Origin of the sequence: Phaeobacter cretensis, from assembly GCF_047372505.1 — a bacterium.
In the GTDB taxonomy this organism is placed as follows: Bacteria; Pseudomonadota; Alphaproteobacteria; order Rhodobacterales; family Rhodobacteraceae; genus Phaeobacter; species Phaeobacter cretensis.
Genome location: NZ_JBKBEU010000001.1, coordinates 2329698 through 2349587, shown reverse-complemented (window position 1 = coordinate 2349587; position 19890 = coordinate 2329698). Strand labels below are relative to the sequence as shown.

17 protein-coding genes are annotated in these 19890 nt (G+C 56.8%); 7 read left to right on the top strand and 10 right to left on the bottom strand.

What is annotated here, in order from left to right; genetic code table 11:
- The first annotated feature begins 52 nt into the window (after positions 1-52).
- The 5 genes from ACEWZM_RS11235 (at position 53) to ACEWZM_RS11215 (ending at position 4145) form a co-directional block, all read left to right on the top strand.
- Positions 53-280 (top strand): WGR domain-containing protein, encoded by a 228-nt coding sequence (locus ACEWZM_RS11235; RefSeq protein WP_414006519.1) that lies wholly within the window; start codon positions 53-55, stop codon positions 278-280.
- A 312-nt stretch (positions 281-592) separates the two neighbouring features.
- Positions 593-1243: a histidine phosphatase family protein gene (locus tag ACEWZM_RS11230; protein WP_414006518.1), complete on the top strand. Its 651-nt coding sequence runs from the start codon at positions 593-595 to the stop codon at positions 1241-1243.
- A 48-nt stretch (positions 1244-1291) separates the two neighbouring features.
- Positions 1292-1906 (top strand): glutathione S-transferase family protein, encoded by a 615-nt coding sequence (locus ACEWZM_RS11225; protein WP_414006517.1) that lies wholly within the window; start codon positions 1292-1294, stop codon positions 1904-1906.
- Positions 1907-1917: 11 nt separating this feature from the next.
- Positions 1918-2970: a saccharopine dehydrogenase gene (locus tag ACEWZM_RS11220; protein ID WP_414006516.1), complete on the top strand. Its 1053-nt coding sequence runs from the start codon at positions 1918-1920 to the stop codon at positions 2968-2970.
- A 32-nt stretch (positions 2971-3002) separates the two neighbouring features.
- A complete protein-coding gene (locus tag ACEWZM_RS11215) occupies positions 3003-4145 on the top strand; it encodes a saccharopine dehydrogenase family protein (RefSeq protein WP_414006515.1) in 1143 nt (380 codons plus the stop codon).
- Positions 4146-4295: 150 nt separating this feature from the next.
- Here ACEWZM_RS11215 and ACEWZM_RS11210 read toward each other — a convergent pair whose 3' ends face one another.
- The 8 genes from ACEWZM_RS11210 to ACEWZM_RS11175 all read right to left on the bottom strand — a co-directional run bounded on the left by ACEWZM_RS11210 (position 4296) and on the right by ACEWZM_RS11175 (position 13266).
- The gene (locus ACEWZM_RS11210; protein WP_414006514.1) at positions 4296-4601 is read right to left on the bottom strand and encodes a DUF3775 domain-containing protein; all 306 of its coding nucleotides are present in this window, start codon (positions 4599-4601) and stop codon (positions 4296-4298) included.
- Between the two features lie 126 nt (positions 4602-4727).
- Positions 4728-6029: an adenylate/guanylate cyclase domain-containing protein gene (locus ACEWZM_RS11205; protein ID WP_414006513.1), complete on the bottom strand. Its 1302-nt coding sequence runs from the start codon at positions 6027-6029 to the stop codon at positions 4728-4730.
- On the bottom strand, positions 6029-7258 hold the full coding sequence (locus ACEWZM_RS11200) for a DNA recombination protein RmuC (RefSeq protein ID WP_414006512.1): 1230 nt from the start codon (positions 7256-7258) through the stop codon (positions 6029-6031). The genes ACEWZM_RS11205 and ACEWZM_RS11200 overlap by 1 nt, the downstream gene beginning before the upstream one ends.
- Positions 7258-9213: a DNA mismatch repair endonuclease MutL gene (gene mutL, locus ACEWZM_RS11195; protein WP_414006511.1), complete on the bottom strand. Its 1956-nt coding sequence runs from the start codon at positions 9211-9213 to the stop codon at positions 7258-7260. The genes ACEWZM_RS11200 and mutL overlap by 1 nt, the downstream gene beginning before the upstream one ends.
- A gap of 78 nt (positions 9214-9291) precedes the next feature.
- On the bottom strand, positions 9292-10221 hold the full coding sequence (locus tag ACEWZM_RS11190) for a metal ABC transporter permease (protein WP_414006510.1): 930 nt from the start codon (positions 10219-10221) through the stop codon (positions 9292-9294).
- The gene (locus ACEWZM_RS11185; protein ID WP_414006509.1) at positions 10218-11423 is read right to left on the bottom strand and encodes a metal ABC transporter permease; all 1206 of its coding nucleotides are present in this window, start codon (positions 11421-11423) and stop codon (positions 10218-10220) included. Before ACEWZM_RS11185 ends, ACEWZM_RS11190 begins: the two co-directional genes overlap by 4 nt.
- The gene (locus ACEWZM_RS11180) at positions 11423-12268 is read right to left on the bottom strand and encodes a metal ABC transporter ATP-binding protein (protein ID WP_414006508.1); all 846 of its coding nucleotides are present in this window, start codon (positions 12266-12268) and stop codon (positions 11423-11425) included. Before ACEWZM_RS11180 ends, ACEWZM_RS11185 begins: the two co-directional genes overlap by 1 nt.
- A 14-nt stretch (positions 12269-12282) precedes the next feature.
- Positions 12283-13266, bottom strand: a complete 984-nt coding sequence (locus ACEWZM_RS11175) for a metal ABC transporter solute-binding protein, Zn/Mn family (protein ID WP_414008010.1) — start codon at positions 13264-13266, stop codon at positions 12283-12285.
- 251 nt (positions 13267-13517) lie between these two features.
- Between ACEWZM_RS11175 and deoC the strand changes: the two genes are divergently transcribed.
- Both deoC and ACEWZM_RS11165 read left to right on the top strand, forming a co-directional pair.
- Positions 13518-14507: a deoxyribose-phosphate aldolase gene (deoC, locus tag ACEWZM_RS11170; RefSeq protein WP_414006507.1), complete on the top strand. Its 990-nt coding sequence runs from the start codon at positions 13518-13520 to the stop codon at positions 14505-14507.
- An 86-nt stretch (positions 14508-14593) separates the two neighbouring features.
- Positions 14594-16930, top strand: a complete 2337-nt coding sequence (locus ACEWZM_RS11165) for an aldehyde dehydrogenase family protein (protein WP_414006506.1) — start codon at positions 14594-14596, stop codon at positions 16928-16930.
- Between the two features lie 103 nt (positions 16931-17033).
- On the opposite strand, the gene ACEWZM_RS11160 is transcribed toward ACEWZM_RS11165, so the two are convergent.
- Together ACEWZM_RS11160 and ACEWZM_RS11155 are read right to left on the bottom strand one after the other, a co-directional pair.
- Entirely contained in the window at positions 17034-18353 is a 1320-nt protein-coding gene (locus ACEWZM_RS11160) for a M16 family metallopeptidase (RefSeq protein WP_414006505.1), read from the bottom strand.
- A complete protein-coding gene (locus tag ACEWZM_RS11155; RefSeq protein WP_414006504.1) occupies positions 18350-19774 on the bottom strand; it encodes a M16 family metallopeptidase in 1425 nt (474 codons plus the stop codon). The genes ACEWZM_RS11160 and ACEWZM_RS11155 overlap by 4 nt, the downstream gene beginning before the upstream one ends.
- Between the last annotated feature and the right edge of the window lie 116 nt (positions 19775-19890).

Sequence of the window (19890 nt, the reverse complement as noted above, 5' to 3'; positions counted from 1 at the left end):
AAATTTCAGCGTGGGCTGGACGTCACGAATCGGCAAGGATATATTTCCAGACATGGCCACCTGTCTGCTCTATCGCCAAGCACCATCGCGAATCCCGCGCTTTTACCGGATTGAACTCGCAATGAACCTGTTCGCCGAAGTTTCCGTCCTGCGTGAATGGGGGGTGGCGGGCGGTAACGGACAAAGCACGATCAACATCTATGGCAATCTGCGCGAGGCCTCTGTGGCTGCAGACAGGCATCGCAAACGCATGCTGAAACGTGGCTACGACCGCGCCTAACAACCAATCCTGGTACGCCTCTAGACGAGCCAAAACTGATCCAAACGGTCACCGCATGCCTGCCATTTTTGGGCTTACAACCAGTTCAATAAGCCGCACGCCACCTCAGCAACAGACACAAAATCAGTTACATTTCACGATTGGCGATTAACCGTTTGGCAGGTTGTTTCGCACGCGAAACATTAGGTCCGATGTGGACCTAAATCTCGCGCAAACCCTCTCCGTTGTCCGATTGGATCCCAAACTGCGAACTGCCCCTTTCCACCGTTGGAAAGCTTGCTTAAGACTTGCCCCGACACAAAGGAACACGCAATGACCCACATCACGCTGATCCGCCACGGACAAGCCAATACCGGCGCTCGCGACGAGGCAAGCTATGATCGGCTCAGCGACCTGGGCCATCAACAGGCACGCTGGCTGGGCGAACATCTGCGTAACACCCAAGCACATTATACCCGTGTCTACAGCGGCACGCTGACGCGCCACATAGAGACAGCCGCTGGAATGGGCCTCGAAGATATTGTGCAAGATCCTCGCCTGAATGAGATGGAGTACTTCACTCTGGCTGAGGCAATGCAGGATCAACACGGGCTACAGATCCCTACCGAACGCGCAGGTTTTGTAGAACACATGCCGCAGGTCTTTGCAGCTTGGGCAGCCGACGAGATCTCCAACGCACCCGAAAGCTGGCGCGATTTTGAAATCAGGACCAAATCCGCGTTGTCAGAGATCGCTGCGGGTTCGGGCCCTGCGGTGGTGGTCACATCCGGCGGCTTGATTGCCATGGCCATGCGACAGGCTATGGATCTGGATACAACGGGTACAGCACGTATGGCGCTTGCCATCATGAACAGTTCGATGCACCGGCTACATCCGATTGGCGGTCGGCTCAGCCCGGTGTTGTTCAACGCCGTACCGCATTTGGACAATCCGGCCCGACATTATGCGCAGACCCACCTCTAAGCCCGCTTGCCGGGTAAGACGGTGCACAACCTGAGGAAGGACAGAGTGATGCAGCTATACTATGCACCCAATACAATTTCGGTGGCTGTTGCCATCGCGCTGGAAGAATCAAAGCTGGACTATGAACCCGTCCACATCGACTTTGCCAGCAAGGAACAGCTGGGGTCCGCCTATGCCCAGATCAATCCAAAGGGCCGCGTACCGGCGCTGGTAGTGGATGGTGGCATTCTGACCGAAACCGGCGCTTTGCTGGAATATGTCGCCGATGCCGCACCGGACGCACACCTACGACCAGATGACCCAATACTGCTGGCCCGCATGCGAGAGGTGATGTTCTATTTAGCCTCCACTATGCATGTGAACCACGCCCATAAACTGCGCGGCAGCCGCTGGGCCAGCAAAACATCCAGCTACAAGGATATGCAAGCCAAGGTGCCCCAGACGATGGCGGCCTCTTGCACGCACGTCAGCCAGTACGGTCTGCGAGGGCCGTTTGTGTTGGGAGAGGAAACCTGTCTCGCGGATTTCTACCTGTATACAATCTGTACATGGCTTGAGGGTGACGGCGTGTCGGTCGCAGACTTTCCCAAAATTCAGAAATTCATGATGGCTATGGAACAGCGCGACTCTGTACGCGCCGTGACTGCCAAGGGCATGCTGTAAAGGACAAGCCAATGACGCATCTATGGGTTCGGGCCGAACAGCGCCCCAATGAAGAACGAGTAGGCCTTACTCCAGAAGGCGCCAGGGCTTTGCTGGATGCAGGCCTCAAGGTCACGGTCGAAGAAAGCTCTGTCCGTGCGATACCGTTGCAGGGATATGTTGATGCAGGTTGCGAGATTGCGCCCGAGAACTCCTGGCCTGAAGCGCCCAAGGACGCCATAATCTTTGGCCTTAAAGAGCTACCAGAAGATGGCACCCCGCTGCCGCACCGGCACATCATGTTTGGCCATGCGTTCAAGGGTCAGCACTCCGGAAAAGCACTCCTGGAACGGTTCAAGGCCGGTGGCGGTACGTTGTACGATCTGGAATATCTGGTGGATGAAACAGGTCGCCGGGTTGCCGCATTCGGGTATTGGGCCGGCTACGCCGGGGCGGCAGTGACGCTGAAAACCTGGAGTGCCCAGCAGCGTGGCGAACTCTGCGGGCCAGTGGGTGTTTACAGTGGCAAGGATGCGCTACTGGCCGATCTTGGCGCAGAAATCGATGCGCTGGACGTCGACCGCCCGACAGCGATGGTTATTGGCGCCTTGGGACGTGTCGGAACAGGTTCTGCCGATCTTTGCGAGGCGATGGGCGTCGCAGTGACAAAATGGGATATGAACGAAACCGCAAGTGGCGGGCCATTCCCGGAAATTCTGGCCCATGATCTATTTCTCAATTGTATTTTCGCACGCCCAGGCACGCCCGTGTTCGTCCCACGTAACGCATTGAACCAAGACCGACAACTGACCGCCATCGGCGATGTCGCTTGCGATCCCGATAGTGACTACAACCCAGTTCCGGTTTACGACCGCGCAACAACTTGGGACGCACCCGCCCTGCGTGTATCAGACACCCCTATTCTAGACGTGATGGCGATTGATAACCTGCCTTCTATGCTGCCTGTCGAAAGCTCTGAAGACTATGCAGCGCAGCTGCTCGCGTCGCTGCTGACACTCACTGATTTGGAAAGTGGCGTCTGGGGCAGAGCAGAAACCACATTCAAAGAACACCTTCCAGGCTGAATGCCACAGGAACCAAACAACGGAGACTGACAATGACAATCCATTGGTGCGGCACCGGCCTTTCGGCGATCCCCGGCCTGCGCCGCCTTCTTGAGGCGGGCCATGATGTAGCTGTGTGGAACCGCACACCTGATAAGGCACGCGACGCAATCGGTGATCTGACCAGCAATATCCATACGTTCAGCATCGCCAATCTGGGCCAAATGCTAAGCCCAAAGGACGTGGTTGTTTCGATGTTGCCGGGCGATTGGCATGTCCCGCTGGCCGAGTTGGCGATTGAGCATGGTGCACATTTCGTATCGTCCTCCTACATCGCGCCGGAAATGCGTGCCTTGGATCAAAAGGCCAAAGAGGCAGGCGTTTGCATAATAAATGAGGTGGGTCTGGATCCCGGCATTGATCACTTGATGGCACACGCTTTAGTCGAGGACTATCGAACCTCTGGCGCGGCCGATCCCGAAAACGAGCTGAGCTTTATCTCGTATTGCGGCGGCATCCCCAAAACTCCGAACCCGTTCCGGTACAAATTCAGCTGGTCGCCGCTTGGCGTGTTGAAAGCGCTACGTTCGCCTTCCAAATCGGTTCGCGATTTTAAAGAGCTGGATGTAGCACGCCCGTGGGACGCCATTTCATCTTACGAAGCCCCGCTGCCGACGCCGGAAAGTTTCGAGGTATACCCCAACCGTGACTCAATCCCGTTTATCGCGCAATATGAATTTGGCGACGATTGGAAGGTGAAGAATTTCGTGCGCGGCACCCTGCGCCTCAACGGCTGGACCGACGCTTGGGCTGATGTTTTCAAAGAGGTTGAGACGCTGTCAGGGGCCGAAGGCGACGCCAGACTGAAAGAGATGTCAGACCAATTCTGGTCCGACAACGCTTATGGCGAAGGTGAGCCAGATCGCGTGGTTCTATGTGTCGCACTGCGGGCCGAAAAAGACGGCACAGATGTGTGGCACAAGACCTATGTGATGGACGCTTGGGGAGACGAGCGCGGCACCGCTATGGCACGCCTGGTCTCCTATCCGGTCTCCTTCGCTATTGAAGCTGCAATGAACGGCAAGATCGCCGCTGGCGTCCGCGCTGCCCCTAGCGATCCAGCACTGGTCAGTCAGTGGATGGGCAAGATCGGCGAACTGGCACAACAGCTGTCCGTGGTTGATCACACTGCCTAGACGATCGACACTTGGTTGATCTCATAAACAGAAGGGGCGTCGTTGGTCGGCGCCCTTTATTACTTACCGCTTCAGGGTAGGTATTAGAAAAATTACTGCCAAAACTCCATGTTAGAGCCGTATTCCAGTTTCTCAGCGACCGATTACGCCCTATGCGACAGCTTGCACATCTGTCCCCAAAGCATCCAAACCAGTCTCTAGATTGTCAGCCAAATGTGGCGTTCCGATCAGGTAATCGGCTGTTGGCGTGTTGGCTTCCTGCCGGGCGGTTGCCATGGCTTCGGTCCAATCGCTGACATCGAAACTGTCGCGACCAATCCACATGATCGCCACCAGCTCTGCCTGCTCGTCCTGTCCCATGCTGTCGATAGAGGCCCGCAGTTCCCCCTCTGCACGGGTCAATTCATGCGCCATCATAGCCACTTGCGCTACCTTAACCGCACTAATCTCAAGCATGGTTAGTCTCCTTTGCTGTCCGCGCGATGTAGCGAACCAAATAACAGCATGACGTAGCTGTCCTTGATCTGAGGCAAATAGCGAAGCGAGTGTCGTTAAGATCGCATATAGCGGAGAGCCCCGAGTTCAGCCTTCCTTGGCATAAATCTCGATCACCGTGCTGCGCCCGCGCAAGGTCACCGATGGCAGGGCAACCCAGCGCTGGCGCTCAGGTTCGACACCTGCCGTCTGCAACGTGACAGCCGAGGCGATAATGGTTTGCGGAACCGTTTTGCTGTGTTGTTCCAATCGAGAGGCTGTATTCACCGCATCCCCGAAGACCGAATACTCTAACCGGGCTGCGTTGCCGACGACGCCTGCAAAAACTTCGCCAGCATGAACCCCAATGCCGATCTCAACTACGGGCTCTCCCGCAGCGATACGCCAATCTGACCAGCGATGTATCGCCTCGCTCAACGCAGTTGCGCAAGCCAGCGCCCGAGCTGCGCCATTACGTCCGCCGTATTCAACCGGCGTATCATCGAACAACAACATCGCCGCGTCGCCCATGTATTTGTCGATCATACCGTCATAATTAGCCGCGCTGAGTTCAACCTCGTTTCTGAATGCTGTGATGAAATCACCCACCTCTTTTGGATCACGTGACTCCGACCATTCAGTAAAGCCGCGGATGTCGACAAACATCACCGCCATAGGCTGGCGTTGCCCCTGTTGAAGCGCTGCCAAACCGCCGTCAGCCAGTTGATCAGCGACTTGCGCCGGCAAGTAGCGTATCAGATTCGCGCGCGCGTCGGCGGCTTCGAGCTCCCGGTTGAACAAGCGCCGCATCCGGGCCGCCGCGAGAACCATGACCAAGCCAGAAAGCAGGATCATGGTCAATTTCATGACATTCGCCGGACCGTCAATAACGGTTTGAAATTGACCAAGTCGCCCCGTGTCGAATGCATCGCTTGGTCCGAATATTAGCACCCCCAACCCACTGCTCAGTACCACAGTTGTGTAGAGCTGCAGGCGTGGGTCCATACGCATCACCCCATAAGCCAGCACCAAAGGCACCAACCATGCAGGCGGCAACAACAGTGCAACCGCGCCTGGGTAACTGCTATTCTGCAGGCTGAACCAAACATTGAAGAGCAAGAACGCGCAATCCGCCGTCACGCTGATCCACGACATCCAGGGTTTGAAGCCACCCCATGTCGTGGCTGCAAACGTCACGATACCCAATATCAGATAAGCAAACATGGTCAGGATCGCAAACAACAGCTGACGATGTAGAAACGGTTCCAGCGAGCTGAAATCCACACCCGCCACGGTCACAACAAATACGGCGAGCAGGCCCAGCGTCACCGCAATTCTGAGGATCGAGACCAGCCGTTCTGCTGCGATATAGGCGTTGTCTAGCAGCGGAGTCGTCGCGGTTTCTGGCATTAGGTTTCAGATCGCCCCAAAGGTACAACATTGGCCGGATCCACCGGTTGAGCAATTTCAGCGGCAGGCGTGGCGATTTCTTCAAAGTCGAAATTGTCCAGGCGCTGTGCGCGCCGACCAGCTTTGTCTGCGCTGATCTTGATATCCGCGATATCCTTGGCCGCCATACCGAAATGGCGATCCAGATTTCCTACCCTTTCGCCCAGCCGTTCAACGTCTTTGTGCAGTAGGCCCAGCTCACTACGGATCGCCCCTGCTTGTTCGCGCATTCGCGCATCTTTCAGGATCGCGCGCATCGTGTTCAGCGTCGCCATGCAGGTGGTCGGCGAGACGATCCAGACCTTTGCCGAGAAGCCTTCACGCACGATGTCGGAGAAATTAGCGTGCAGCTCGGCGTAGACAGCCTCAGACGGCAAGAACATCAGCGCCCCGTCGGCGGTTTCGCCATCAAGAATGTATTTTTCGGAAATCGCACGAATATGACCGCGCAACGCGGCCTTTAGCTGCCGAGCCGCACTCGCGCGCTGCTCTGGGGTTTCTGCGCTGCGCAGTGCTTCGTAAGGTTCCAGTGGGAATTTACTATCGATCACAATCGGGCCGGGTGGGTTTGGCAGATGAATCAGACAGTCCGCGCGTTTGCCGTTGCTCAGCGTGTGCTGGAAGGCATAGCTGTCGGCTGGCAGTGCCTTTGAGACAATATCGTTCAGTTGGATTTCGCCAAAAGCACCGCGCGTCTGCTTGTTTGCCAAGATATCCTGCAACCCCAGAACGTCACCTGAGAGTTTGGTGATATTGTCCTGCGCCTTGTCGATCACGGCAAGCCGTTCCTGCAGCTGGGTAAGCGAGGTCACGGTACGCTTGGTTGATCCGTGCAGGCTCTCTTGCAGGCGTTCCTGCATATCGGCCAGCGCGCGCGCCTGTCGCAGCGCGTTATCGGAAAGGCGGTCATTGACCTGTTGCTGCACCGCTCCGAGACGCGTTTCGACGGTTTGAATCATTTGCACCTGCGCATTGGCCTGTGCATCCGATACATGCTGCAAACCACCCCGCAATTGCTGCAGGCTTTGTCCCATATGGGCCATCTGTTGCGCTATTGGGGCCATGCTTTCTGCGGCGCGCGCATTGGCCCGCAACATCACAAGGACCAGCAGAAACACAAGTGCGCCCAAGCCCAGCAACAACAAAGTTTGCGGCTCTGCAGTTGCCAGAAAGATGAAGAACTGCTGCATCAGGTACGCCCGAACAAACGTTCAATATCCGCCAGCTTCAATTCAACATAGGTGGGGCGGCCATGGTTACATTGGCCGGAATGCGGCGTCGCTTCCATCTCACGTAGAAGTGCATTCATTTCCTCCCCACGCATCCAACGGCCAGACCGGATAGATCCGTGGCAAGCCACACGACTAAGAATGGCTTCGATCTTGGCCTGGACCAGTTGGCTTTCCCCCTGATCATCCAGCTCGTCCAGAATATCTCGCACCATTGCTTCGGCGTTCACAGTTCCGAGTATCGCCGGCGTTTCACGCACGGCGATAGCTCCGCCGCCAAAGGCTTCTATTCCCAAACCGAAACGGTTCAGTTCATCCGCGACAGCCAGGATACGGGCACAGTCACCTTGGCTCAGCTCGACGATATCGGGAATGAGCAACGCCTGCGCAGCAACACCAGTCTCCGCCATCTGATGTTTCAGTTTTTCATACACCAACCGCTCGTGGGCCGCATGTTGGTCGACGATCACCATGCCGTCTCGGGTCTGGGCGATGATGTAATTCTCATGTACCTGCCCGCGCGCAGCTCCCAGTGGTAATTCCTCCGCTTGGGGGCCTGACGCATCAGACAGCCCACTCTCGGTGTCTGTCGTTGCCGATGTCGCAGAGGGCGATGTCGGCGCATCCATAACCCGGCCACTATATGCTGTCGCCATTTCGGCAAAACCCGGTGCGGGTGGCACATCAGCATCGACGCCCTGTGACTGCGCCGGAGCTTGCGCCCCATATGAGAGATTTCGCGCGCCCATGGACGGGCGATCCATCTGGTAAACCCGAGGCGCGCCGTGTGCATCTGGCTGCGCAGCCATTGTCTCAGGACGCATTGCTCCCAAGGTAGCACCAGCGACGGTGGTTGAGGCACGGTGGCCTGCCTCAGCTAGAGCATGGCGAAGCGATGAGACGATCAGCCCGCGTGCAATACCGGGATCACGGAAGCGGACCTCAGATTTTGCCGGGTGTACATTCACGTCTACCAGTGTCGGATCACAATCGAGAAAGAGGGCAGCTGCAGGATGCCTATCCCGACTGAGAAAGTCGAAATAGGCTGCCCTCAGCGCACCAGTCAGCATTTTGTCTTTGACTGGCCGGGTATTCACGAACAGGAATTGCGCCACTGCCGCCCCCCGCGAATAGGTCGGCAATGCTGCATATCCAAAGAGCCGCACACCATCACGGGTGGCATCGATTTTCAGGGCGTTTTCAGCAAACTCGCGCCCCAGGACTGTCGCCAAACGTCCATGCAGCGCATCAAACAGATCACCTGTTAGCGGATCAGCGCGAAAGGTCACGCGCCCTTCGCCGCCGCCGGAGACATCACGCAATGTAAAACCCACCGAAGGTTCTGCCATCGCCAACCGCTTGATCACATCACCAATGGCTTGGGTTTCTGCGCGATCACTGCGCATAAACTTCAGCCGGGCTGGCGTAGCATAAAACAAATCGCGCAGCTCAACCACTGTTCCGGCCCGCAAGGCCGCCGGTTTCACCGGATCTATCGTTCCGCCGGCCACGCGAATTTGTGCCGCATCTTGCCCCTGAGCCCGACTGGTGATGCTTAGCCGCCCAACGGCGCCCAAAGAAGGCAGTGCCTCGCCTCGAAATCCGAAGGTGTTGATATTCAGAAGGTCTGAGCCATCAATCTTGGAGGTCGCGTGACGGGACAGCGCCAGTGGCAGATCTGTAGGCGACATGCCGCAGCCATCATCTGTCACACGGATCAACGTCTTGCCACCATCCGCGATGTCGACAGTGATACGCGCAGCCCCAGCATCAATAGCGTTTTCGACCAGTTCCTTAACCGCTGAGGCCGGGCGTTCCACAACCTCGCCCGCCGCAATTCGGTTGATCGCGCTATCGTCTAGCTGCCGAATGATCGGTTGGGATGTGTCGCTGATTTGGGGGTCTGCATATGCCATGCCGCTATATTTAGCATGGCATACCGCGATTCTTCTAGCCGCAATCAGAGCGGTTGGACCGTATCATCATGTTGAAGGTTAGCTGCCGACCGGAGCACCGGCGCGGTGCCGACAGGGGCCAAACCGCGCGGCGATGGCAAGCAATAGCCCCGAAACAGTCGCGATCATACCTGCTGCGCTGACTGCATCAGATCCACCAAGCCAGAGCGGGCCATACCCAGCCATCACATAGCCGAAAATCGCAGAAACCACGGCGAAGACAACGCTCCAGCCGATTTGTCCTTCCAATCGATTGGACATCATTCGCGCTGCTGCCGGCGGGCAGATGAACATCGCGATCACGATAATTGACCCGACCGCATCAAAGGCGGCAACCGCAGCAATCGCAGCCGTAATGACCAACCCCAACCCCAGCAAACTTGTGCGGATCCCCAAAGTACGAGCGAAACCTTCGTCAAAGGTGGAGATCTTGAGCGAGCGCCAGAACAACGCGATGAACAAGGTAACGCCGACCAGCGTCAACGCCATACGCGACAGCTCTGTTGGAAGATAGCTCAGCGCCTCGGGATCGATGAGCGATCCCCAGCCAGTGGCGTCCAGCCAGATCAGACTTTCGAGGTTACCGTACAGAGCATGTTCGACATCCAGGTGGACAGTTGATGTGTCGGTCTGCTCCAACAACAAAACCCCTCCCGCAAACATGGTGGTGAAGACCACGCCCATTGCCGCACCAGGTTCAATACGACCGAGTCGTCGGATCAGTTCAATCAAGACAACAGCGACGATTGCAGCACCGGCCGCGCCGATCATCATCGGCCCCGCAGCGATCAATCCCGTAAGAAGGAAGGCAACAACGATTCCCGGTAGAACAACATGGCTGATTGCATCGCCGATCAAAGCCTGCCGACGCAACAGCAGAAAATTTCCGGGCAGCGCGCAAGCTACTGCGGCGAATATGCCGATAAGCATTGGCGTCAGTGAAAGGGGGACAAATTCGGCGCCGCTCATGGCGTTACCTCTCGTGGGCCAGCAATGCGGCGGTCGATATCGGAAATCTGGTCAGCGGTCAGAACGGTCTCAATCTCGCGCAGCCCATCGTACAGCGCAGCTGCCGCCTCATGTGTCTGGTCACTGCGCACCAATGCCCAACGGTGTTCGTTTAGCAAAGCCTTAGCAGCGTGGGCGCGCCCCTTATCGGTAGGTACTCCGTCGGGGCGCAGCAGGCCGCGTTGCCGCAACAACCGCAAGGTCAGCGGCTCATAGATCACCTGATCCTGAGCGAGCGCCAAAAGCCCCTGACGCAGATGGACCCGGCGCTGAAATCGCAGATGGCGCAGGACGGCTGCCAAGACGCCACGATTAGGGGCGAACAACAGCGACAAGGCAAAAAGACCAAAGCTCATCAGGACAATAATGGGGCCGGTGGGCAGGTTCGGCGCTGAAGCTGACACAGCTGCCCCAAGATAGGCCGATAGACCACCAGCCATACCGGCGAGGAGAACCACCAGATCTGATCGCTCGGTCCAGAAACGAGCAGTGACGGCCGGGATAATCAGCAAAGCGACGATCAGGATCAGCCCTACGATCTTTAGCCCGACCACGGTGACGGCCATCACCAGACACATCATCATCATATCGATACGGGAGACAGAAATGCCCCGTGCCGCAGCATACTCCGGGTCAAATGCCACCAAAGTCATCGGGCGCCGCAGCAACAGGATCAACAGCAACGTAGCCGCACCACCGCCTGCAATCACCAGTGCATCATTCCAAAGCATACCAGCGGTAGAGCCAAGCAAAAACCCTTCGAGTCCGGCCTGCCGGCCAACGCCAAGTGTCTGGATCACGGTCAGAAGAACGATGCCAAAGCCAAAAAATACCGACAGCACAGCACCAATCGCTGCATCTTCGGCCAGACGCGTACGCCGGGTTAACCAGTTGAGGCACCAAAGACCCGCGGCCGCAGACAGCGCTGACCCTGCCAGCAAACCAGCCAGATTGCGGCCGTCCCCACCAAGAGCAACCATAGTCAGAAAGGCAAGGCCTACTCCGGGCAGCGTCGCGTGGCTGATCGCATCACTGACCAGTGCCCGCTTGCGCAGAAATAGGAATGTACCCGTGATACCTGCAGAGACCCCAAGCAATGTGGCCCCAATCGCCACCAGCGTGGCGTTATACCCCATCTGCAACAGCAGCGCGTCCAGAAGCATCAGTGCGTTCCACTCTGCACAAGATCAGCCGTGGGTGCGGTGGCCAATTGGTCAATCTGAGCTGTCGCAAGACGCCCACCATAGGCTTGCTGCAACGTTTCAGCGGTAAAGGCTTGTTGCACTGGGCCTTCGGCGACTTTGCGGGTATTGATCAGGAATACATTGTCGAAGTACTCATGCACGGTGGCGAGATCATGATGCACGACAACCACGGTCTTACCATCTGCCCGCAACTGTTTCAGTACCCCGATAATCGCCTTCTCGGTCGCGGCATCCACACCTGCAAAAGGTTCGTCTAACAGATAGAGGTCTGCCGCTTGCGCCAAGGCTCGTGCCAGAAAAACCCGCTGCTGCTGGCCGCCTGACAGCTGGCCAATCTGACGGGTAGCAAAATCACCCATACCTACGCGATCAAGGCAATCCTGCGCAGCGGTGCGGTGACGCCCTTTGATCCGGCCCAGAAGCCCAAGTTCGCGATAAAGCCCCATCATCACGACATCGATCACCCGTGTGGGAAAATCCCAATCAACACTAGCCCGTTGCGGCACGTAGGCGATGCGGGCGCGCTGGCTGTCCAATGGTTTGCCAAAGACCTGCACCAATCCTGAAACCGGCGGCACAATGCCGAGTGCGGCCTTCAGCAATGTAGACTTACCTGCACCGTTTGGCCCGATGATAGCAGTCATCTTACCCGGCTCCACGGTCATATCGACCGAGAAGACAGCGGGTTTTTCGCCGTAGGTGACAGTCAGCCCCCGGATCGCCAGCGGCGATTGGTCCAGAGCCTCGTCAGCATCGATGGATGACGCTGACGCACCATGTTCACTGGCAAGTTCCAGAGACATTACATCCGTTCCTTTCAAAGCCCGACACCAGATAGTCGACCTGACATACCTTTTGGCGGCACCTCAGCACCAAGCGCTGCTGCGATGGTCGTCATATTGTGATCAAGCATCCCAACATAAGTGCCCTCATACGTGCCATCCGCGCCCATCGCGTCGGAGAACAGCTCTCCACCGATGCGAACTTCATGGCCCTGCGCCGCAGCGCCTTCGATCAACGCGCGTATCGAACGATCCGATACCGAACTTTCGACAAATACTGCGGAAATCTGACGTTCTACCAGCAGATCGACCAGCTCACCGATACGATTGAGCCCCGCCTCTGATTGGGTGGAGATGCCCTGAATACCTAGAACTTCAAACCCAAAGTCACGGCCAAAATAGCCAAAAGCATCATGCGCCGTGACGAGTACGCGATTTTCAGCAGGCACTTTAGCAAGAATACCGTTGCCATATGCAATAAGCTGGTCCAGCTCTGCCAGGTGGGCCGCTGCATTGGCAGCAAAAACCTCTGCCTGATCGGGCCGTGCATCGGTCAGAGCTTTTTGCACCTCTTCGATCATATCTTTCCACAGTTCTGGGGTCATCCAGACGTGGGGGTCAAATTTATCAGCATAGTCGTCATGTCCGCGCAGCTTGTCTTTGGACAACCCTTCGGCAACGGCAACAACTGTGCGTTTGCGGGCGAGATCGTGAAAGAACTCTTCCATCTGTGCCTCAAGGTACAGGCCGTGCCAGAGGACAAGATCCGCGCGCGTCATTGCAACAATATCAGACCGCGTCTGACGGTAGGCGTGCGGGTCGACGCCCGGCCCCATCAAAGCGCGTACCTTTACGGCGTCGCCGCCTACCTGTCGGGCAGCGTCTGCAATCATGCCGGTAGTGGCCACCAGCGTCAGCGGCGCTTCGGCACGCGCGGATGTAGAGCCTGCGCCACCCATTGGCAGAGCAATTAGAGCAGCCACAGCCATCAGTCCTGCCAGAAAGACAGTTCGGGTCATCATAATCGATGATCGAAATTTCGAACGCATGGGTCAATTCCTTTGAATATCATCTAGCACCTATAGAGAGTACTGCTAGGCCTACTGTCAATGTAAATGAGAATTATTCTCAATTAGAAGTGCGAATAATTCTCAAACTCGTTTATTTTTGTCCAAATAGTCAAAATTTTACCCCGCCCACCCTTGCCATTGCTTGCCAAGTTTGGGTGGCCGTGCGAATTTCGCACCGAACTCGAACGAGGATTCCCGGCATGGAAAGCCAAATTGCAGAGCACACTGCGCAGCTACCGCAGGTGAGCGAACCGCGTAACCCCGGCATGGAGCTGGATCTTGATTGGGCGCTTGGCGTTGAAGCAAACACTTCTGCGATTGAACGCCGCTGCGCTACGCTGCCAGGTCGGCGCAGCGTCAAAAAGGACTATCAGGCGGCTTGGCTGCTAAAAGCGATTACGCTGATCGACCTCACCACCCTCTCCGGTGATGACACAGTTGGCCGTGTCCAGCGACTTTGTGCCAAAGCGCGCCAGCCGGTGCGCAATGATCTGATGAATGCGCTCGGTATGGAGCCGATCACCACCGGCGCTATCTGCGTCTATCACGACATGATCGAAGCCGCAGTGAGTGCCTTGAATGGCACAAGTATTCCGGTCGCTGCTGTCTCCACTGGCTTTCCCGGCGGTCTATCCCCATTTCATTTGAGGCTGGCTGAGATCGAAGAAAGTGTGAAAGCCGGGGCCAAGGAGATCGACATCGTGATCTCACGTCGCCACGTATTGTCAGGCAACTGGCAGGCGCTCTACGATGAGATGAAGGCGTTCCGCGAAGCTTGTGGTGACGCCCATGTCAAAGCGATCCTTGCCACTGGTGAATTGGGCACATTGCGGAATGTCGCGCGCGCCTCACTGATCTGCATGATGGCCGGTGCCGATTTCATCAAAACCTCTACCGGGAAGGAAAGCGTCAACGCTACGCTGCCTGTAAGTCTGGTAATGATCCGTACAATTCGCGACTACCACGAACGCGCGGGATATCGGGTCGGCTACAAACCCGCTGGAGGGATTTCCAAGGCCAAGGATGCGCTGGTATATCTGTCGTTGATCAAGGAAGAGCTGGGCGATCGCTGGCTACAGCCCGACCTGTTCCGTTTTGGCGCGTCCAGCCTGCTGGGAGATATCGAACGGCAGCTCGAACATCATGTCACCGGCGCTTACTCCGCAGGATACCGCCACGCGCTGGCCTAACATATAGATGCCACCCCGGACGCCCAAGCGGCACCCGGGCCGTTTCCTGATCAGGGCAAACGGCGACAGACCACAAGGCTCAACACATGACCATTAAAGAGATCTTCGACACCATGACCTATGGCCCCGCCCCCGAAAGTGCCGCCGAAGCGCTGGCCTGGCTGGTGGATCAGGGCGCCCGCTTTGGCCATTTTATCAACGGCGAATTCACGGCACCCGGCAATGGATTTGAGAGCAAGAACCCGGCAACCGGCGAGGTTCTTGCAACTCTAAGCCAGGCCAGCCAGTCCGATGTAGACAGTGCTGTTACTGCGGCGCGCAAGGCACAGGTGAAATGGGCCGCACTAGGGGGCGCTGGTCGCGCGCGTTACCTTTATGCGATTGCGCGACTGATGCAGAAACATGCGCGCTTGTTTGCGGTGCTGGAAACCCTCGACAATGGTAAGCCGATCCGCGAAAGCCGCGATATCGATGTACCACTCGCCCAGCGGCATTTTTACTATCACGCCGGCATGGCACAGCTGATGGAAAGCGAACTGCCGGACCGCGAAGCGCTGGGTGTCTGCGGCCAGATCATACCGTGGAATTTCCCAGTGCTGATGCTGGCATGGAAAATCGCGCCTGCCATTTCCATGGGCAACACTGTGGTGCTGAAACCCGCCGAATATACCTCACTGACCGCCCTTTTGTTTGCAGATATTTGCCGTCAGGCAGGTCTGCCAAAGGGCGTTGTAAACATCGTGACAGGCGATGGCGCCGTGGGTGAAATGATTGTTGGGGCCGAGGTCGACAAGATCGCGTTCACCGGATCCACAGCTGTCGGTCGTCGCATCCGTGAGGCCAGTGCAGGCAGCGGTAAAGCCCTGACATTGGAGTTGGGCGGGAAATCCCCCTACATCGTGTTTGACGATGCTGATATCGACTCCGCGATCGAAGGTCTGGTTGATGCGATCTGGTTCAATCAAGGGCAAGTCTGCTGCGCGGGTTCACGCCTTCTGGTGCAGGAAGGAATCGCCGAGCGATTCCACAAAAAACTGCGCGCGCGGATGGACAAGCTACGCATCGGGAACCCTCTGGACAAGAGCATCGACGTCGGAGCTATCGTTGATCCGGTGCAGTTGACCACCATAAGTAAAATGGTTGCGGCCAATACTGCGGGCCGTATGCACCAGGCCCAGATTGAAATGCCCGAGAACGGGTGTTTCTACCCGCCCACACTGATCGAAGGCTTGGCGCCGTCGGACCCCCTGATGCAAGAAGAGATCTTTGGCCCTGTGCTGGTCTCGACCACATTCCGTACACCATCCGAGGCAATAGAGCTGGCCAACAACACCCGCTACGGGCTGGCTGCGACGCTCTGGAGTGAGAACATCAATCTAGCGTTGGACATCGCGCCCAAGCTGGTTGCCGGCGTGGTCTGGATCAACGCGACCAACCTGTTTGATGCGGCGGCCGGATTTGGCGGGACCCGCGAAAGCGGCTTTGGCCGTGAAGGTGGCTGGGAAGGTCTGAGCGCCTATACCAAGCCAAAAGGCAAAGCCAAAACTCTCGAGAAAATCAGCGGCTTTAGCGGGGAAGGTGCGCCAGTCGATGCTGTAGATCGCACTGCAAAACTATATATCGGTGGCAAGCAAACGCGCCCGGATGGGGGCTATTCCAAGGCCATCCACAGCAAATCAGGTGCGTTGCTGGGCCATGTCGGTCTTGGCAACCGCAAAGATGTGCGCAACGCGGTAGAAGCTGCAGCCGGAGCAAAATCCTGGGCCAAGACAACGGGCCACCTGCGCGCGCAGATCCTTTATTACATTGGTGAAAACCTATCCGCGCGAGCGGGTGAATTCGCTGATCGCATAGACCAGATGACCGGTAAATCGCAGGGCGCAAAAGAGGTTGAAGCCTCGATCCAGCGCCTATTCACAGCGGCAGCCTGGGCGGATAAATACGACGGACAAGCCCATGGTGTGCCAATTCGTGGCGTGGCACTGGCCATGAAGGAACCGGTTGGTGTGATTGGCGCGCTTTGCGCGGATGAGGCACCGCTGCTGGGTCTGGTCTCGGTTCTGGCACCCGCTGTCGCTATGGGCAACCGTGTCGTTCTGGCCGCATCAGAAGCATTCCCGCTGGCGGCGACAGACTTCTATCAGGTTCTGGAAACCTCTGATCTGCCGGGTGGCGTTGTTAACATTCTGACAGGCCAACAGGCTGAGTTGGCCCAGCCATTGGCGGCACATCTCAATGTGGATGCGGTCTGGAGTTTCTCATCCTCAGACCTCTCCTCAGCAATTGAGGCGGCATCAGCCGGAAACCTAAAACGCACCTGGGTCAACAACGGTACAGCGCTGGACTGGTTCGCCGATCACAGCCGTCGTTTCCTTGAGGCTTCAACCGAAGTCAAAAATATCTGGATCCCCTACGGCGAATAAACTGCACGTTGTAGCCACGGCTGCAAAATGTCTGTCCACAAAAAGGGCGTGACCAACAATGGTCACGCCTTTTTTCTAATATACTACAATGCGCCTTCTCGGCTCAGTTGGTAGACTGCAACCCTTCGGGGCGACCCACGACTATGAAATGCAGCTGATCAGGCAATAGCAATTCCGCTGCGACCTTGTTGATCTCTTCCAGCGTTACCGCGTTTACCTTGTCATTGCGAGTGGACACATAATCGATCGGTAAATCATCCATCTGCATGCCCGCCAAGATCGAAGCGATGCGGCTATTGCCATCAAAGCGTAGTGGATAGGCCCCAGTAAGATAAGTCTTGGCGTCTGCGAGCTCTTTCGCGGTCACACCATTAACAGCGAGTTTCGCCCATTCTGCCTGAATGACCTCTACCGTCTCGGCTATCTTACCGTTGGCTGACGCGACAGATCCCATGTAGACCGCCGCCAGATCACGCGGCACCAGATAGCTGTAAACCCCGTAGGTCAGTCCGCGCTTCTCGCGAACTTCGGACATCAACCGGCTGTCAAACGATCCGCCTCCAAGAACCTGATTCAGGAGATACGCTGCAAAAAACCGTGGATCATCACGATCCATCCCGGCATGTCCAAACAGCGCCACAGACTGAGGTGTATCGTAGTCGATTACAGTTATACCGCCCTCGATTTTTACTTCTGCTGCGCTAGGAATTGGTGCACCTTGGTCAGGCAGATCCCCAAGAAGTGTATCGAGCAAAGCGCCCAATTCCGCCTCAGTGATATCGCCGACCGCGCCAACATAGAGCCTGTCGCGGGCAAAGACCGCATCATGGGCATCAAACATATCTTGACGCGTGAGTGCCGTAACACTCTCGATTGTGCCTTTGCCTTCAGTTCCATACGGGTGATCGCCGAAGGCCATCTGAGAGAACACGCGCCCGGCAATATCGTTCGGATCTTTCGCATCCGACCGCAAACCCGCCAACACCTGTGCGCGCACACGATCCAGAGCATCTTGATCAAAGCGGGGTTCGTGGATGGTCCGGCGCAGAAGATCAACCGCCTGATCGCGATTCTCACTCAGGAATTGCGCTGAGATCGACACCGTGTCCTTATCCCCATCATAGGAAAACCCAGCGGCCAAGCTCTCCAATGCACGGGCATAATCCTGAGCGGCCAGTGACCCGGCCCCCTCTTCCAATAGACCTGCCATCAGATAGGTCGCACCACGCTTGCCGGGTTTGTCTAACGACGTGCCGCCGCGAAACCGAAGTTCCAGTGCAGCAAATGGAATGCTGTGATCCTCGACAAGCCAAGCCGTGATACCGCCGGGGGACGTGATTTCCTTGATCTTTACCTCTGCCGAGACAGGCAAGGATAGGAAACATGCGGCCAAGGCCGCTGTGATGAGTTTTAGCGCCTTCATTGGCTTACCTCTTCGTCTCGCATCATCCAGCCGGTAACGGATACATCTGGGCGTAACACCTCCCGGGCGACAGCGATGATTTCGTCAGCGGTGATGGATTGCAGAATACGGGGCCAGTCCTGCACATCTTCGACTGTCAATCCAGATGCCAGTGCCCGGCCATAACGGTTGGCAATCCCATCAACGTTGTCGCGGGCATAAATCTCGGAGGCGCGCAATTGCAGTTTGATCCGCTCCAGCTGCGCTTCGTCCACGCCATCCTCAAGGAACCGGGCGAAGGTGGCATCGAGCGCCGCCTCAGCGTCCTCCAGACTAATATCCGCCCCTGGCACCACGATAAAATCAAAGGTGGTATCGTCCAGTGAGACATCGGAATAGAAAACTCCGGTATAGACTGCGACTTGTTGATCGAATTGTAGCGCGTTGGAGAGATAGGAGGTGCTGCCACCACCCAATAGCTCTGCCAACAGATACAGCGCGGCCGCGCGTTCCTGTTCACCGCTGTCGCGCTCCGGCGCTAAATAAGACCGCTGCACATAGGGCTGTGCGACGCGCGGATCCTTATAGATGATACGCCGGGCCGCAGTCTGTGGCGGTTCCTCGCTGCGAGCCCGTTCGGGCAAATCGGGGTTCGCCGGAATGCTGCCATAGGTGTTTTCAGCCAAACGACGTACGTCTTCCGGATCGACATCACCGGAGACCACCAGAATGGCATTATTGGGCGCATAATAGGTGCCATAGAAGGAAAGGACATCTTCCATGTCCAGTTCTTCCATCTCATGCCGCCATCCGATGATTGGCTGACCGTAGCGATGGTTGAGATACTGTGCTGCGTTCAGCTGCTCACGAAACAGCGCGCGTGGTTCACTATCAGTACGTTGATTGCGTTCTTCCAGAATGACCTCACGCTCGGTCTCAATATCCCGGTCCGTCAGACGGATATTGACCATCCGGTCGCTTTCCATCTGCATCATAAGCGCAAGGCGATCCGCAGCCACCCGCTGGAAATAAGCCGTGTAGTCATAGCTCGTGAAGGCATTGTCACGACCACCATTGGCAGTGACAGTTGCAGAAAGCTCTCCTGCCTCCAGCGTATCAGTGGCCTTGAACAATAGGTGTTCAAGGAAATGCGCAACACCGGATTGTCCAACAGATTCGTCAGCTGAGCCGGCACGATACCAGACCATATGCTGCACGACCGGCGCGCGGTGATCTTCAATCACCACCACCTCCATACCGTTGCTCAGCACAAAGCTAGACACCATGTCGCTGGCGTCTGGCTGGGCGTCGGCATCCTCCGCTTGCGCGGTTTGGGCAAAAGCACCGGGGGGCAAACCAGCGCCCCCCATGGCCACGAGCGCCGCAACAACTGCGGATACCATAGTGACCCGACGGATCAGGGGTTTCATAGGGGGGATCATTCGGCGATCTCCTTTTTGCGGTGCGCCGACGGCGTTATGACAACCGGCGGCGCCAAAATAGAAAGATGGCGCTGGTTAGACCACCCCCTGTCCCGTCGTGGGAAACCCACCGCATG